This window comes from Micromonospora sp. NPDC000207, from assembly GCF_040300925.1.
Taxonomy (GTDB): Bacteria; Actinomycetota; Actinomycetes; order Mycobacteriales; family Micromonosporaceae; genus Micromonospora.
In genome coordinates this window covers 1-13,431 of the sequence record NZ_JBEPEQ010000080.1, presented here as the reverse complement: position 1 = coordinate 13,431, position 13,431 = coordinate 1, and the positions used below count along the sequence as shown (strand labels likewise).

The 13,431-nt window shown below is 70.2% G+C and carries 16 protein-coding genes and 1 tRNA gene; 12 read left to right on the top strand and 5 right to left on the bottom strand.

Annotated elements, in window-relative coordinates:
• Positions 1 to 26 precede the first annotated feature (26 nt).
• The 3 genes from mscL (at position 27) to ABT336_RS19320 (ending at position 1,364) form a co-directional block, all read left to right on the top strand.
• The gene (gene mscL / locus ABT336_RS19330; protein WP_350898004.1) at positions 27 to 500 is read left to right on the top strand and encodes a large conductance mechanosensitive channel protein MscL; all 474 of its coding nucleotides are present in this window, start codon (positions 27 to 29) and stop codon (positions 498 to 500) included.
• A gap of 82 nt (positions 501 to 582) precedes the next feature.
• The gene (locus ABT336_RS19325; RefSeq protein ID WP_350898003.1) at positions 583 to 837 is read left to right on the top strand and encodes a hypothetical protein; all 255 of its coding nucleotides are present in this window, start codon (positions 583 to 585) and stop codon (positions 835 to 837) included.
• Between the two features lie 149 nt (positions 838 to 986).
• Positions 987 to 1,364 (top strand): hypothetical protein, encoded by a 378-nt coding sequence (locus ABT336_RS19320; RefSeq protein WP_350898002.1) that lies wholly within the window; start codon positions 987 to 989, stop codon positions 1,362 to 1,364.
• Here the strand turns inward: ABT336_RS19320 and ABT336_RS19315 are convergent.
• Positions 1,327 to 2,628, bottom strand: a complete 1,302-nt coding sequence (locus tag ABT336_RS19315; protein WP_350898001.1) for a benzoate/H(+) symporter BenE family transporter — start codon at positions 2,626 to 2,628, stop codon at positions 1,327 to 1,329. The genes ABT336_RS19320 and ABT336_RS19315 overlap by 38 nt on opposite strands.
• Positions 2,629 to 2,687: 59 nt before the next feature.
• On the opposite strand from ABT336_RS19315, the gene ABT336_RS19310 reads away from it, so the two are divergent.
• From ABT336_RS19310 to ABT336_RS19300, 3 genes are all read left to right on the top strand, one after another.
• Positions 2,688 to 3,263, top strand: coding sequence for a helix-turn-helix domain-containing protein (locus tag ABT336_RS19310; RefSeq protein WP_350898000.1), 576 nt, complete (start codon positions 2,688 to 2,690; stop codon positions 3,261 to 3,263).
• Positions 3,264 to 3,305: 42 nt separating this feature from the next.
• Positions 3,306 to 4,025, top strand: a complete 720-nt coding sequence (locus tag ABT336_RS19305) for a PP2C family protein-serine/threonine phosphatase (RefSeq protein WP_350897999.1) — start codon at positions 3,306 to 3,308, stop codon at positions 4,023 to 4,025.
• A gap of 92 nt (positions 4,026 to 4,117) precedes the next feature.
• Positions 4,118 to 5,356 (top strand): GNAT family N-acetyltransferase, encoded by a 1,239-nt coding sequence (locus ABT336_RS19300; protein WP_350897998.1) that lies wholly within the window; start codon positions 4,118 to 4,120, stop codon positions 5,354 to 5,356.
• A gap of 24 nt (positions 5,357 to 5,380) precedes the next feature.
• Here ABT336_RS19300 and ABT336_RS19295 read toward each other — a convergent pair whose 3' ends face one another.
• Entirely contained in the window at positions 5,381 to 6,463 is a 1,083-nt protein-coding gene (locus tag ABT336_RS19295; RefSeq protein ID WP_350898015.1) for an NAD-dependent epimerase/dehydratase family protein, read from the bottom strand.
• A gap of 116 nt (positions 6,464 to 6,579) precedes the next feature.
• Here ABT336_RS19295 and ABT336_RS19290 point away from each other — a divergent pair.
• Positions 6,580 to 6,654 (top strand) — tRNA-Lys (locus ABT336_RS19290).
• Positions 6,655 to 6,714: 60 nt separating this feature from the next.
• On the opposite strand, the gene ABT336_RS19285 is transcribed toward ABT336_RS19290, so the two are convergent.
• Entirely contained in the window at positions 6,715 to 8,160 is a 1,446-nt protein-coding gene (locus tag ABT336_RS19285) for an ATP-binding protein (protein WP_350897997.1), read from the bottom strand.
• Between the two features lie 234 nt (positions 8,161 to 8,394).
• Between ABT336_RS19285 and ABT336_RS19280 the strand changes: the two genes are divergently transcribed.
• The 4 genes from ABT336_RS19280 (at position 8,395) to ABT336_RS19265 (ending at position 10,271) form a co-directional block, all read left to right on the top strand.
• Entirely contained in the window at positions 8,395 to 8,814 is a 420-nt protein-coding gene (locus tag ABT336_RS19280) for a type II toxin-antitoxin system RelE/ParE family toxin (RefSeq protein WP_350897996.1), read from the top strand.
• A complete protein-coding gene (locus ABT336_RS19275; protein ID WP_350897995.1) occupies positions 8,814 to 9,128 on the top strand; it encodes a transcriptional regulator in 315 nt (104 codons plus the stop codon). The genes ABT336_RS19280 and ABT336_RS19275 overlap by 1 nt, the downstream gene beginning before the upstream one ends.
• Before the next feature lie 544 nt (positions 9,129 to 9,672).
• Positions 9,673 to 9,957 (top strand): type II toxin-antitoxin system Phd/YefM family antitoxin, encoded by a 285-nt coding sequence (locus ABT336_RS19270; protein ID WP_350897994.1) that lies wholly within the window; start codon positions 9,673 to 9,675, stop codon positions 9,955 to 9,957.
• Positions 9,957 to 10,271, top strand: coding sequence for a type II toxin-antitoxin system RelE family toxin (locus tag ABT336_RS19265; protein WP_350897993.1), 315 nt, complete (start codon positions 9,957 to 9,959; stop codon positions 10,269 to 10,271). Before ABT336_RS19270 ends, ABT336_RS19265 begins: the two co-directional genes overlap by 1 nt.
• Positions 10,272 to 10,433: 162 nt before the next feature.
• Here ABT336_RS19265 and ABT336_RS19260 read toward each other — a convergent pair whose 3' ends face one another.
• Both ABT336_RS19260 and ABT336_RS19255 read right to left on the bottom strand, forming a co-directional pair.
• Positions 10,434 to 10,793: a MerR family transcriptional regulator gene (locus tag ABT336_RS19260; RefSeq protein ID WP_350897992.1), complete on the bottom strand. Its 360-nt coding sequence runs from the start codon at positions 10,791 to 10,793 to the stop codon at positions 10,434 to 10,436.
• 19 nt (positions 10,794 to 10,812) lie between these two features.
• On the bottom strand, positions 10,813 to 11,757 hold the full coding sequence (locus tag ABT336_RS19255; protein ID WP_350897991.1) for an aldo/keto reductase: 945 nt from the start codon (positions 11,755 to 11,757) through the stop codon (positions 10,813 to 10,815).
• A 200-nt stretch (positions 11,758 to 11,957) separates the two neighbouring features.
• On the opposite strand from ABT336_RS19255, the gene ABT336_RS19245 reads away from it, so the two are divergent.
• On the top strand, positions 11,958 to 13,139 hold the full coding sequence (locus tag ABT336_RS19245; protein WP_502891209.1) for a helix-turn-helix domain-containing protein: 1,182 nt from the start codon (positions 11,958 to 11,960) through the stop codon (positions 13,137 to 13,139).
• Positions 13,140 to 13,431: the final 292 nt, after the last annotated feature.

The window sequence follows — 13,431 nt, the reverse complement described above, 5'->3', positions numbered from 1 at the left end:
GAAGACCGGTTACCACGGGAGTATCGATGCTCAAGGGCTTCAAAGACTTCATCATGCGCGGCAACGTCATCGACCTGGCGGTCGGTGTCGTCATCGGTGCCGCGTTCACAGCCGTGGTCACCCAGCTGACCAACTCGTTCCTCAAGCCGGTGATCGCCCTGATCACCCTGCTGATCACCGGACGCGACGGCGGCATCGAGGGTGCCCTCTGGACCGTCCGGGGGGTGGAGTTCGACTGGGTGAGCTTCGTCAACGCGCTGATCACCTTCATGCTCACCGCGGCGGCGCTCTACTTCCTGGTGGTGTTCCCGATGAACAAGCTCGCCGAGCGGCGCAAGCGGGGCGAGGAGCCGCCACCGGCCACGCCCAGCGAGGAGGTCCAGCTGCTCACCGAGATCCGGGACGCCCTGGTGGCCGCCGGTCGGACCACCCCGGCGCAGCAGCGGGGAGCGCTCGACGACGTACTGGGGCGTGACCCGGAGCCGCCCGCCCAGCGCTGAGCGGATCCGTACGCACACCGGCCCCTGCGGGATTCCCGCAGGGGCCGACCCCTTTCGTACACATGTTCGATAGGGTGCCTCCATGGAGCAGCGCAGGCACTGGTGGAACGGCAAGTGGGGACGGCTCGCCCGACGGGACGTCTTCCTCCGGGTGGACGCCGACCACTGGTACGTGGAACAGCGGGCCGGTGGTGCCGAGGGGGTGTCCCGCTTCTACGAGCACACCGGCCCCGACGAGGCGGAGGAGACGGTCCGTGCCCTGCTCGACGGGGCTGACACCTGGCGGGAGCTCTCCCCACGCCCCTCCGGCACCCCGACGCCGCCCGGGGACAGCTGACGACGGGGGTCGACCCCGAGCGTTCGGCCCCACACCGGACAGGCGTTCGTCGACGCACCGGACGGACGCAGCGGACGGCGTTGAGCACAGCACCGGACAGGCGCACCGGACGGTGTTTAGCGACGCACCGGAGAGGGAACCGGCCGAGCATGAGCCAGCAGGACACCGAGCAGCAGGCGGCCCTCTCCCGGGTCACCACCGGCATGTGGGTGGTCGACTCCACCGGCACCGAGATCGGCACCGTCGACCTGGTCCAGCGCGGCGACCCGAACGCGGTGACGGTGCAGGGCACGCCGAACGCCGACCCGGGGAGCAGCCTCGACGAGCTGATCGAGTCGACGGCGGTCCAGGAGCCGGACGTCCCGGCCGACCTGGCCGCGCGACTCCTGCACAGCGGCTACCTCAAGGTCGCCACCGAGCTGGTGCCGACCGGGGCGGTGTACGTCCTCGCCGACCGGATCGACGCCGTCGCCGAGGGCCGGGTACGACTCACCGTTCCCGCCGCCGACCTCCCTGCGGAGGAGTGACCACCCCGTCCGAGGCATCCGACCCGGCGGCCGGCTGTACGACCCCGGCACCCGACGCTGTGGTCTGCCCGGGCGTGCCGGCCCCGTCGGAGTCGTCAGGCCCGGCGGGCGGTGCCGGGCGGCGGCGGAACAGCAGGAGCATGAGCCAACCGGCGAGCAGCCCCCAGAAGGCACCGCCGACCCCCAGGAGGGTCACCCCGGCGGCGGTGACGACGAAGGTGACCACTGCGGCCTCCCGGGAGTCCGGTTCGGCGACAGCCGACGAGATCGCGGTGGCCAGGGCGGCGAGCAGGGCCAGGCCCGCGACCGCCTCGATCAGCACCGGGGGCGAGAGCGCGACCAGGGCGGTGGCCAGCCCGGCCCCCAGTCCGAGCAGGGCCAGTCCGGCTCCGGCCGTCACCGAGGCGATCCACCGACGGTCGGGGTCGGGGTGGGCGTCCGGACCGGCGGCGAGGGCGGCGCTGATCGCGGCGAGGTTCACCGCGTGCCCACCGGCGGGGGCGGCGGCCAGGGAGGCCAGGCCGGTGGCGCGCAACGCGGCCCCGAAGGGCGGACGGTAGCCGTAGCCGACCAGCACCGCCATCCCTGGGACGTTCTGCGCGGCCATGGTGACCAGGAACAGCGGCAGGGCGAGCCCGACCACCGCCGGGACCGTCAGGGCGGGGGCCGTCACCTCGAAGATCGGCCACACCCGCAGCCCTCCCCCGGTCCCGGGGGCGGTGAGCGCGATGGCCACCACCGCCACGGCCAGCGCGGCGGGGACCGCCCACCGTCGGGCGTACCGGTGCAGGACCACCCAGGTGAGCACCACGGGGGCGGCGAGGGCCGGCACCTCGACGAGCGCCCGTACCGGTGCGGTGCACAGGGGTAGGAGGACCCCGGCGAGCATCGCCGCGGCGACGGGCCGGGGGATTGCCTCGACGGCCCGGCTCAGGGCGGGGAAGAGGCCGGCGGCCACGATGAGCGCCCCGGAGACCAGGAAGGCACCGACCGCCACCGGCCAGCCGCCCGGGACCGGGCCGGTGGCGACCAGGAGCGCCGCCCCCGGGGTGGACCAGGCGACACTGATCGGGATCCGGTGTCGCAGCCCGAGCCAGGCGGCGGTCAGCCCGGAGCCGACGCAGAGCACCAGCAGGCCGGAGGCGGCCTGGGCGTCGGTGGCGCCGACCGCCTTCAACCCGGCCAGCACCACTGTGAACGAGCTGGCGAACCCGACCAGGGCGGTCACCACCCCGGCCACCAGCGGCTGCGTCAGTCCGGCCATGCCACCCTCCCCCACCACCGTTCCGTTTACGGAACGATGCCGTGTAGCACCATAGCGGCATGGACCAGCCGCCACCACAGCGCCGTCGGCCCCTCGACCCCGCCGCCGACGAGGTGGGCCAACGGGTACGCGCGCTGCGCGAGGAACAGGGCCTCTCCCTGTCCCACCTGGCCCGCGCCGCCGGGGTGGGCAAGGCCACCCTCTCCGGGCTGGAGAACGGCACCCGCAACCCCACCCTGGAGACGCTCTACGCGATCACCGCCCAGTTGGGCGTACCGCTGACCGCCGTCCTCTCCGGCCCCGCCACCGAACCCGAGGTACGCGGCACCGCGGTCACCGCCACCCTCCTGGAGGTCTTCACGGACAGCGACGCGACGTACGAGCTGTACCGGCTGCGGATCGCCCCCGGCCCCGGGCAGCTCTCCCCGGCACACCAGCACGGGGTCACCGAACACGTCACCGTCTTCAGTGGAGTGTTACGCGCCGGACCCGTGCCGGAACCCGCCACCGCAGCCGCCGGAGGACATCTGCGCTGGACATCCGACGTACCCCACAGCTACGAGGCGATCGGTGACGAGGAGGTCCAGGCGAGCCTTCTGTTGCGGTATCCCACAAAATCCGACCGACGGCGGTAGTGCGTGGAGACGACCGACGAGGTTCTTGGCAAGCTTGACCCCATGACGCTGATCCTCCGCTCGGCCATCATCAACGACGTCGGCCTGGTCCGGACGAACAACGAGGACTCCGCCCTCGCCGGAGACCGCCTGGTCGCGGTGGCCGACGGAATGGGCGGGCTGCCCGCCGGGGAGCTGGCCAGTGAGATCGTCATCCGGATCCTCGACGAACTGACACCCCCGACCGGTCCCACCGAGGCCGCCGACTCCCTCGCCGCCGTGGTCAGCACCGCCAACCAGCGCATCCGGGCCGCCATCACCGCCGACCCGGCCCGCGAGGGCATGGGTACGACACTGACCGCCGCCCTGCTCGCCGGGGACACACTGGTGCTGGCCCAGGTCGGCGACTCCCGGTGCTACCTGCTGCGCGACCACGAGTTGACCCAGCTCACCCGGGACGACACCTTCGTGCAGGCGCTCGTCGACCAGGGGGCGCTCACCCGCGCCCAGGCCCGGCAGCACCCCCAGCGCTCCCTGGTGACCAGGGCGGTCCAGGGTGCCGACGCCCCACCCGCGATCGGCACCCTCACCGTCTACGAGGCCGACCGCCTCCTGCTGTGCAGCGACGGTCTCTCCGACTACGTCGACGACGAGGCGATCGTCGCCGCCCTCGGGACGTACTGCGACCGCCAGCACTGTGGCGAGCAGCTGGTGAAACTGGCCCACCAGGCCGGTGCCCCGGACAACGTCACTGTGGTGGTCACCGACGTCACCACCGCCTGACTCGACTCGCCGCAAGCCCGCTCCACGACCTTGGTCAATCCAGTTGCACCCCTGCTCAGGTGCGGTTTGATGAGTTGGTGACCATCCGTCGGGTGACCGCAGACGACTACACGAACACCAGCTTCCCCCTGCTGACGTACGCCTTCTACCGCTCCCCGGTGCCGGCCGGGCGGGCGGGCGGGCAGCCGACGGCACCCGCGTACCTCACCGGAAACCGGACACTGGTCACCGAAGAGGACGGCGAGACCCTCGCCACCGCCAGCGCCATCCCGATGCGGCAGAACCTGCACGGCACCGTACGCCCGACGGCCGGTGTCGCCGGGGTGACGACCCACCCGCTGGCCCGACGCCGGGGACTCGTACGCACCCTGTTCCACCAGCTCCTCGACGAGATGCGCGACGAGGGACACCAACTGAGCGCGCTCTACCCGTTCCGACCCTCCTTCTACGCCAGGTTCGGCTACACCGGGCTGCCCGCCCCGCGTACCGTCACCTTCTCGCCCGCGAACCTCGGACCGCTGCTGCGCGCGGACCTCCCCGGCGACGTCACCTGGACCCGGATCGGGGCCGGATACCCGGCCTACCAGGAGTTCCTCGACAGGTACCTGCACCACCGGCACGGCTTCGCCGTCTTCCCCGAATACCGGGCGGTCCGGTTCCGCGACGACGACGACCGGTGGCTGGCCACCGCCCGGGTCGACGGCCAGACCGTCGGAACCCTCACCTACCGGATCGACGGCCACGGCGGCAACCTCGTCGGCGACGAACTCCTGACCACCGACGCGTACGGGCGGGCGCTGCTGTTGCAGTTCCTCTCCCGGCACGTCGACCAGGTGGCCCGGATCAGCGTCCGGGTCCCCCCGGACGAGCTGCCCGAACTCTGGCTCACCGACCTCGACGTCCAGATCGAGGCGAAGGCCGCCGGACCGGACTGCGCCGCCCCGATGGCCCGCCTGCTCACCCTCGACGCCCTGACCGGGCTGCCCGCCGGGCCGGGCCGGGTCCGGATCGAACTGACCGGGGACCGGTGGCTCGCCGGTGAACACCTCCTCGACGGGGGCTCCGGCACCCTGGAGGTCACCCCGGCCAAGGGTCCGGTGTTGCCGGTCGGTGGGTCGGGGACGCCGGTCGGTGGGTCGGGGACGGCGGGCGGTGGGTCGTCGACACCGGTGGCGACGCTCACCGCCGCCGGGCTCTCCGCCCTCGCGTACGGGGTCCTCGACCCGGTGGAGGTGCAGCTCAACGGCCTGGGGACGGTACCTGTCGACGCCGCCGGCCAGCTCCGCCGGATCTTCCCGCGCGCCCACCCGTACCTCTGCGCCGACTTCTGACCCGACAACCGCACGGACCGGCGGTCAGTAGGGGTTCGTCTGCCCGGCGAGCCGCCCCCGGAGCGCACCGAGGGGGCGGCCCGCCAGGCCGGACCCGCCCGACATCGGCGGGCTCCCGGTGTGCCGCCGGTGGGCCATCCCGGTGAAAAGCTCCTTCAACGCGCTCACCGAATCCACAGTCGGGTGCCACCCCAACTCCCGCTCGGCCCGCTCACTGGACATCAGAGGCGCGTTCAACGCCAACTCCAGCCACCCGGCGTCCACCGGTTGCAGCCGGGCCCGCCAGCTCAACGCGGCGGCGGCCCGCAGCACCGGGGCGGCCACCGGCACCGTCCACCCGTGGAAGTGCCGGGCCACCAGCTCCGGGGTCAACACCGGATCGGCGGCGAGGTTCACCGCCCCCCGGACGTCCGAGAAGACCGATCGGGCGTACGCGTCGGCCACGTCGTCGGCGTGCACCGCCTGCATCCGCAGCCGACGATGGGTCGGCACCAACGGCAGCCGGCCGTGCCGGAGCAGCCGCACCGGCACCAGCGGCCCGAGGAAGTACCTGGTCAACTGGGTCGCGGCGGCGGCCTGGAAAATCAACCCGGGACGCAACCGGACCACCCGCAACCCCGGGTGCTCCCGCTCCAACCCGTCCAGCAACGCCTCCACCTCGGCCTTGTCCCGGCTGTACGACGACCCGGGCACCCCCGTCGCCGGCCACCGCTCGCTGACCGGCCGGTCCTTCGGCCCCGGGGCGTACGCCCCCACCGACGAGGCGTACACCAGCGACGGCACCCCGGCCCGTACCACCGCCTCGAACACCGCCCGGCTCCCCGCCACGTTCGTCCGGTGCAGCACCCGCTGGTCGTGGCTGGGCTGGATCTGCCAGGCCAGGTGCACCACCGCCCCCGCCCCGGCGAACACCTCGGTCAGCCGCTCCACAGCGCCCGGAGCCCCCACGTCACAGGAGTGCCACTGCACCTTGTCGTACGGCTCCCCCGCATCCCCGTCCGGCACCCGACGGGCCACCCCCACCAGCTCGGCCCCCGCCTCCCGGCCCAGCCGCCGCAGAATGGCCGTGCCGGAGTTCCCGCTCGCCCCCACCACCACGATCCGCATGAACGGTCCCGTACCCACGGATTCCGTCCCCAACCCCCCGCCCCGGCAGGGCCGACGGGCTCAGCGGTGGGAAGCCGGAAGGCCTCGCTGGTGGAGTTCCGGTAGCCTGAGCGCGCGGGCCGCTAGCTCAATGGCAGAGCTGTGGACTTTTAATCCATAGGTTCAGGGTTCGAGTCCCTGGCGGCCCACCATCAACCGCCTCTGAGCTGGCAGAAGACCTGCCGAAAGTCGGGTACAGCCAGGCGAGGCGATCAGCGGCGTAGCGTGCGCGTCTGTCGGTAGGTGGTGGGGCGCCCCTTGCCGCCGTCCTGGTGCACGAAGCCACGAGTGCGCAGGCTTCGGAGGGCCTTACGAATGTTGGGTCCGCTCAGGCCGAGCGCGGTTTCGAGTTGAGCTACGGACCTCGGTCCGGATGCGAGTGCGTCATAGATACGTAGTTCGGTGGCGTTGAGGACCGGGCTAGTTGGTGTGCCTGCGGGGTTGCGGAGCAGCACGGTGAACTTGATGTTGGTGTCGATGTACTGCGCCGGTGGCAGAGCGCGGTCCGACAGTTCGTGAGCGATGGTGGGGATGCCGCTGGCGAGGGCTTCAATGACCCGGCCGCTAGTGGCGGCTGAGCGGACGTGTTGGCAGATGGCCACAAGGAGTCCGTTGCGGGCGGAGGTGACGGCGTCGCGGCCGAGGCGGTCGACGGTGATGCCGTACAGGCCACCAGGGTTGGTGACGACAAGGCGGTCACGGCGTAGCCGTACCTCGATCGCGAAAGCCTGTGACCAGTGGTCGAGATCGCGGTGGATGAGTGCGTTGGCGATGATCTCACGGAAGGCGATCAGGGGGTACGTGGGACGGTCGGCGACACTGCCATCGGGGTTGTCGACGATGATCGTGTCGAACGTGCGGCGGGCCCAGTCCAGTGCTGTGTCGAGCATTCGGGGAATGGGTCCGGTAATCGTGATCTGGTTTCGCGCTCGCGCTGCTGGTGGATCACCAGGCAGAGGCTCGGCGGCAGCCTGAATGACGTAACGGGGAAAGAACTGCTGTGGATGAACGCCGAGGGCGAGCAGGCCAGCCGTGGTGGGTTGCCCGCCGCTCACGGTGACGCCGGCCCGGCGTAGCAACTCGGCATCATCGGTGAAGCGGCCCAGTCCAGTGGCGTCTCGTTCGCGTACCGTCGCCAGATACGCGGCGATCAGGTCTGGATCGAGGTCATCGAAGCTCGCGCCGTTGACGGGCCGCCGATCGAACAGCGGGGGCCGCCGGGCGGCAAGGAACCCTTGTATCTCCAGCTCGGACAGCGGAAAGTCACCGTCGTAGCCGCGAAGATACGCAGTGCCCGTGCCGGTGACCCGACACGGTTTTGCGGACGGATCGCACTCGTGGACCCGAGCTACGACCACCGGTTGGCCATCGACGATGCCGTCGTCGATGGAAAGTCGTACTGGTGGTGTGTATGCGCGAGCCTTCGTGGCGAGACCCTGCTTGAGGATTTGCGGATCGGCCAGTGCCACCGGGCGGAAACCGGTACGTTCGTCCAAGCCCAGGATGATCAAACCACCGCCGGGAAGGTTGGCCAAGGCGCTCAACGAGGCGGTCAGTGAGACAGGGAGCCCACCTGCAGCGGCCTTGACCTCGATGTTTGTCGTGTCCCCGCCCGACTCGCGCAGCGCGTGTACCAGGTGGTCCAGATCCTCAACCATGGCACGGAATGTAACCGCACGGGAGTTACATTTCAAGCTTCAGGGTTACATTTTGCGTTACGAAGCTGGCCAGGTTTGCCCGGCCTGCCGGATGGCCGACGATCATGGCCATGTGGTTCGCGTGGTGACGCCTCCGGCCCACCACACAACGTGATGTCGCTGTCGACCTGCGCTTCCGTGGTTCGCATGGGGTTCTGCGCCTTTTGGCTGGATTGGTCATGACAGGCATGGGTCATGTATAGGCTGAGCTATAGTTGTCCCGCGACCAATGGGCCAGCCCACCGCTGGGCGATCAGGACAACAGGCGATGTCCGTGACTGGTTACGGGCCCTGCGTCAGACCGACCCGGCGACGTACCGGTCAGTGAACGCAGCGATCGACATGCTCGCCGAGACCGGTCCGGGCCTGGGGCGTCCGCTGGTCGACACCCTCCGGGGTTCGAGCATCAGCAACCTCAAGGAGCTGCGGCCGAGATCCGGCCGCGACGTCGCTGTCCGGCTTCTGTTCGTCTTTGATCCATGGTCGCAGGCGGTGCTGTTGGTCGCCGGCAACAAGGCCGGAGACTGGACGCGGCGGTACGAGAACGCGATCCCGATCGCCGAGGTCGCCTACGAGGGTTGGCTAGCCTTCGAGAGGAAACGGAGGGAGGGCTGATGGTCGACTTCCATGAATGGGACGACATCCGCGCCGAGTTGCACGACGGGGACGACGACGCGCTCGACGCCGAACGCGCCCGCACCGAGGCGTGGGTCAGCGCGTTCCACCTCGCCGAGGAGCGCAAGCGTCTCGGTCTCACCCAGCGGCAGGTGGCCGAGCTGATGGGAGTCACGCCCGGTCGGGTGAGCCAGATCGAAAACGGCGACCTAGACGCCAACGAGGTGGCGACCCTCAGCCGGTACGCACGAGCGCTCGGCGCCCGAATGCGGATCATCTTCGACTATGGCAGCGACCTCCGTCAGATCGCCTGACACCCGTGAGCCTCAGCCGACATCACGTACGACGATGCGAGTCGTTCCGGCGAACCGCACCGCTCGGTAAGCCGAGGTCATCGAGCACCGTTCGGAACCCGCAGGCTGGGCAAACCTAGAGGCGGCGGGTCGCCGGCGATCGTGGCGGTGTGGTTCGCATGGTGGTACCTCCGGCCCACCCGAGACGGCTACCCAAACGGAGGGGTCTAGGGCAGCCACGCAGCAGTTCAAGGCCGGTCTTGGCCGCGCTGCCTCGCCCCAGGCCAGATTCAGGCCGAGGCTGTCCCGTGGACGGAGTCCTCACTGCCGCTGCACGGCGACACCTTGTGGAGCCAGGCGTCGGGGATGTCGTGCGCCTGGCGTCGAAGGTGTTCGAGGACTTCGGCGAGGCGAGGCGGAGTGGCGGGGCGGGGCGGCGCCGGACAGCCATGGATCTTCCAGGGCATCGACTGCTGATCCGGACGCTCAACGATCGGACAGGCGCCGAGTCGCGACACCCTTTCAGGTTTGACCATAATTACGACCGGTCGTTAAAATGGCTCCCATGGAGATCATTCCGATCACAGAGGCCAAGGCCCGGATCGCCGAACTCGCCGACCGGGTCGCCCGGGAGCACGACCACTTCACGATCACCCGCAACGGCCGGGCCGACGTCATGCTGATCTCGGTGGCCGAGTACGAGTCGATGCGGGAGACGCTCGACCTGCTCTCCGACGACGAGGCCCTGGCGGACCTCCGCCAGTCACGGGAGGACTTCGTAGCCGGCGACACGTTCTCGGTGGACGAGGTCCGTGCCGAACTGGAGCGGCGTCGAAGCAAGGCCGCCTGATGCCCCCGGGGGGCAGGCGGGCGGACGACCGTACCAACGAACCGCTCAACCCGTACACGGTGTCGTTCTCCCGGCAGGCCCGCCGCAACCTGCACGAGGACCTGCCCTTGGAGGTGGCGGTCGCAGCGACGGAGACCATCCAGCGGGCGATCGCGATCAACCCGTACCGAGTGGGCAAGCCCCTCGACGAACCCTTCGACGGCTTCCATTCCGCCCGGCGCGGCACCTACCGGATCATCTACCGAATCAACGAGGCCAAACGAGTCGTAGAGATCCACTCGATCCGCCACCGACGCGACACCTACCGTTCGTAGAACGCCTCCCCCTCCGGCTCCGCGCCCACCGCTGCTCCGGCCACGACGGCATGGCAACACCGACTGGTGTACCAGATCACCAAGGAGGACGGCGAGATCGTCGCGTGCCGGTACCACTACGGCGACCGATAGCGTCCGACTGCGGTCAGGCGCGTCGGCGGCTCAGTCCGTGGCGCTGTAGTACGCGATCTTCTCGTCGAGGACCGAGATCGCGGTCTCGATCTGGGCGGCGCGTCGTTGCAGTTCACTGCGGTGTCGGGTGAGGAACCCGACCCGGTCGCCTGCCGCGTCTCCTTCGCGGAGCATCGACGTGAACTGTCTCAGGTCGGCGATGCCCAGGCCGGCGTCGCGGAGGCAGCTGATCAGCCCGATCCAGAACACGTCGTCGTCCGAGTATCGGCGCTTCCCGCCGGAGGTACGGTCGACGGGGCCGATCAGTCCCTCGCGTTCGTAGTACCGCAGCGTGTCCAGTGTGAGACCGGTCCGCTCGGCCGCCTGGGCCGGAGGCAGCGATGCCGTCATCGTGGGCTTCCGTTCCTGTTCAGCGGACGGCGGCCAGGCGGGCCATCTGCTCGTCGTCCAACTGCACGTCCACCGCGTCGACGGCCTCGTCGAGCTGCGCGAGGCTGCTCACGCCGACGATGGGCTGGATGTCCTGCCGCAGCAGCCACGCGAGGACCACCTGGTTGCGCGTCGCTCCCGTCTCGACGGTGACCTCGTCGAGTACGCCGAGGACCCGGCTGGTTCCGGGGTGGTCGTACGCCTCAGGGAATGGCTTGTCGGAGCGGACGTATCCGCCGTGGATCAACGGGGTGTAGGCCCACACGTCCAGGCCCTCGGTGCGCGCGTAGTCGAGGTCGTCGGCGGCGAGAAGCTTGTGGCCCTGGTCGGGCAGCGCGGCGCCGGGTCTGGGCTGCGCCAGCGAGTGCCGCAGCTGCACAGCCGACCACGGTGCCACGCCCTCGTCTCGCGCCAGGGCACGCGCCTGCTCGACCCGCCACGACGCGTGGTTCGCCGCACCCACACGGTGTACGTCCCCACTGTCGACGAGCCGACCGAAGGCGCCGACGGTCTCGGCGAGCGGCACGGTCCGATCTTCGGCGTGGGCCCACAGGAGATCGACGGCGTCGACGCCGAGCCGGGACAGGCTACCGGCGACACCACTGGCGATCGCTTCTGCCGACAGTCCCTCGGCGGACTCGGGCCAGCGGTGCGGGATCAGCGGGTCCTGCCGGACCTTCGTCGCGATCTTCACGCGTTCCCGCACTCCCGGACGCGCACCGAGCCACGCCCCGATCACCCGTTCACTCGCCCCGCCGAGGCCGGCCGGGTCAGTCCAGAACGCATAGCAGTTGGCGGTGTCGAGCCACTCCCCGCCGACCTCCACGAACCTGTCCAACAGCGCGAACGCGCGATCCTGGTCCACCAACGTGCCGTAGCTCATCGTCCCCAGCACCAGCCGGGCGACTCCCGTGTTCGCTGCCATGTCGTGGACTCTGCCACCTGGAGCGCGCTCCAGGTCAAGCCCTCGCACCCCGACCAGGGTCACGACCGACAGCCCCTCAACGACCGGACAGGGCCTGCCCCTTCCTTGCCCTGGGAAACCTTCGCGCGCATTCACGGGGTACCCGCGCACTCGACACCCCGGGGTCGACACGCTGAGTCACAATCGGTGTACCGTCCGATGTGGTAGCCCGTCGGTGTGGAAGTGGGCGGGGTCGTCGCTTCAGCCCTTCTTCGTGGGAGTGGGCCGTGTCGCCTATCGCTGATCCGCGTTTCGGTGTGGAGCTTCGTCGCCTACGGACAGAGGCCCGTGTCTCGCTTCGCGCCCTCGCTCAGGTGGTCTTTCAGAGCAAGAGTCAGCTTCACGATCTGGAGTCGGGGCGGCGGCAGCCGAGTGGCGATGTGGCACGTCGTCTGGACGATGCTCTCGGTGCAGGTGGTCGGCTGGCAGGTTTGGCCCGTCCGCCCGCCTTGCCGGGTGGGGGCGCTGACCGGATCGCGTACGCGGTGCAGCATCCGGGCCGGACTGATCCGGCGACGGTCGACGCCCTCGCCGATCTGCTGGCCAGTCAGCGTCGACTCGACGATGTGCTCGGCGCTGCTGCGGTGATACCGGCGGTCCGGGCGAACCTTGACCTCGTGACCCGACTGGCGGGTGAGGCGCACGACGTCCTGCGGGGGCGACTGGTCGACCAGGCTGCCCAGTGGGCGCAGTTCGCCGGATGGTTGGGCATCGCCGTCGGTGACCACGACTGGTCCCGGCACTGGCTCGGCCAGGCGCTGGAATGGTCGGTGGAGGGTGGCCGGGATGCGCTGGTAGGAACGGTGCTGTCGTTCCGGGCGGATCTGGCCGGACAGTCCGGCGACGTCGGCACCCTGCTGGGGGTCACCCGGGCGGCGCTGACCAGGCAGGGCATGTCACCGGGGCAGATCGCCTACGACCATTACCAACTCTCGCGCGCGTACGCCCTCACCGGTGACCGGGCGGCGGCGGCCAGCATGGCGGCGGCTGCCGACGAGCGGGCCTTGGCCGCGCTGGAGTACGGGGGCGAGGTGCCACCGTGGGACTACTACCGTGACCGCGCGTTCTTCGACCTGGAGTCCGGCACCACCCGGGCCGCCCTCGCACAGCACGAAAAGGCAGTGGAACTGCTGACCACCGGCCTCGACGGCCTGGACGAGGACTCGGCGTCGGCTGACTGGACCGGAACCTACGTCGGCCACCTCGCCGGTGCTCAGCTGATGATCGGCGCGCGCGAGGACGCGGCTGGTTCGATCGAGCGAGTCCGGTCCATCGCCGCCCGGAACCGGTCCGCCCGGTTGTCCGCGCTCGTCCGCACCTTGTCCGCGTCCATGGACAGCTGACCGGACACGTAGCACCTGGAACGTGACCGGCCGATCACCCGATGCTGTGACCAGGGCGGAGAGCCACGCTCGCCGAGACCGGTGAGGGGTGATCCGCGCGAAGTCGGGCGCGGTGGTGTCGGTCCTTCGTGCATTCGACCGCGCCCCTACCAGCGGAGGTAGGGATGAGCGACAGCAAGCCGGACATGAGCCGGGGCGAGCGGATCCAGGCGGCCGAGTTCGAGGCGGCCAAGCAGCGGATCCTCGACATGGCCGAGGCGGAGCGGATACCGGTGGCGGAGACGACCCGGGT

Coding starts and splice junctions, on each gene's coding strand:
- mscL (WP_350898004.1), top strand. CDS start 27: ATGCTCAAGGGCTTCAAAGACTTCATCATGCGCGGCAACGTCATCGAC.
- ABT336_RS19325 (WP_350898003.1), top strand. CDS start 583: ATGGAGCAGCGCAGGCACTGGTGGAACGGCAAGTGGGGACGGCTCGCC.
- ABT336_RS19320 (WP_350898002.1), top strand. CDS start 987: ATGAGCCAGCAGGACACCGAGCAGCAGGCGGCCCTCTCCCGGGTCACC.
- ABT336_RS19315 (WP_350898001.1), bottom strand. CDS start 2,628: ATGGCCGGACTGACGCAGCCGCTGGTGGCCGGGGTGGTGACCGCCCTG.
- ABT336_RS19310 (WP_350898000.1), top strand. CDS start 2,688: ATGGACCAGCCGCCACCACAGCGCCGTCGGCCCCTCGACCCCGCCGCC.
- ABT336_RS19305 (WP_350897999.1), top strand. CDS start 3,306: ATGACGCTGATCCTCCGCTCGGCCATCATCAACGACGTCGGCCTGGTC.
- ABT336_RS19295 (WP_350898015.1), bottom strand. CDS start 6,463: ATGCGGATCGTGGTGGTGGGGGCGAGCGGGAACTCCGGCACGGCCATT.
- ABT336_RS19285 (WP_350897997.1), bottom strand. CDS start 8,160: ATGGTTGAGGATCTGGACCACCTGGTACACGCGCTGCGCGAGTCGGGC.
- ABT336_RS19280 (WP_350897996.1), top strand. CDS start 8,395: ATGTATAGGCTGAGCTATAGTTGTCCCGCGACCAATGGGCCAGCCCAC.
- ABT336_RS19275 (WP_350897995.1), top strand. CDS start 8,814: ATGGTCGACTTCCATGAATGGGACGACATCCGCGCCGAGTTGCACGAC.
- ABT336_RS19270 (WP_350897994.1), top strand. CDS start 9,673: ATGGAGATCATTCCGATCACAGAGGCCAAGGCCCGGATCGCCGAACTC.
- ABT336_RS19265 (WP_350897993.1), top strand. CDS start 9,957: ATGCCCCCGGGGGGCAGGCGGGCGGACGACCGTACCAACGAACCGCTC.
- ABT336_RS19260 (WP_350897992.1), bottom strand. CDS start 10,793: ATGACGGCATCGCTGCCTCCGGCCCAGGCGGCCGAGCGGACCGGTCTC.
- ABT336_RS19255 (WP_350897991.1), bottom strand. CDS start 11,757: ATGGCAGCGAACACGGGAGTCGCCCGGCTGGTGCTGGGGACGATGAGC.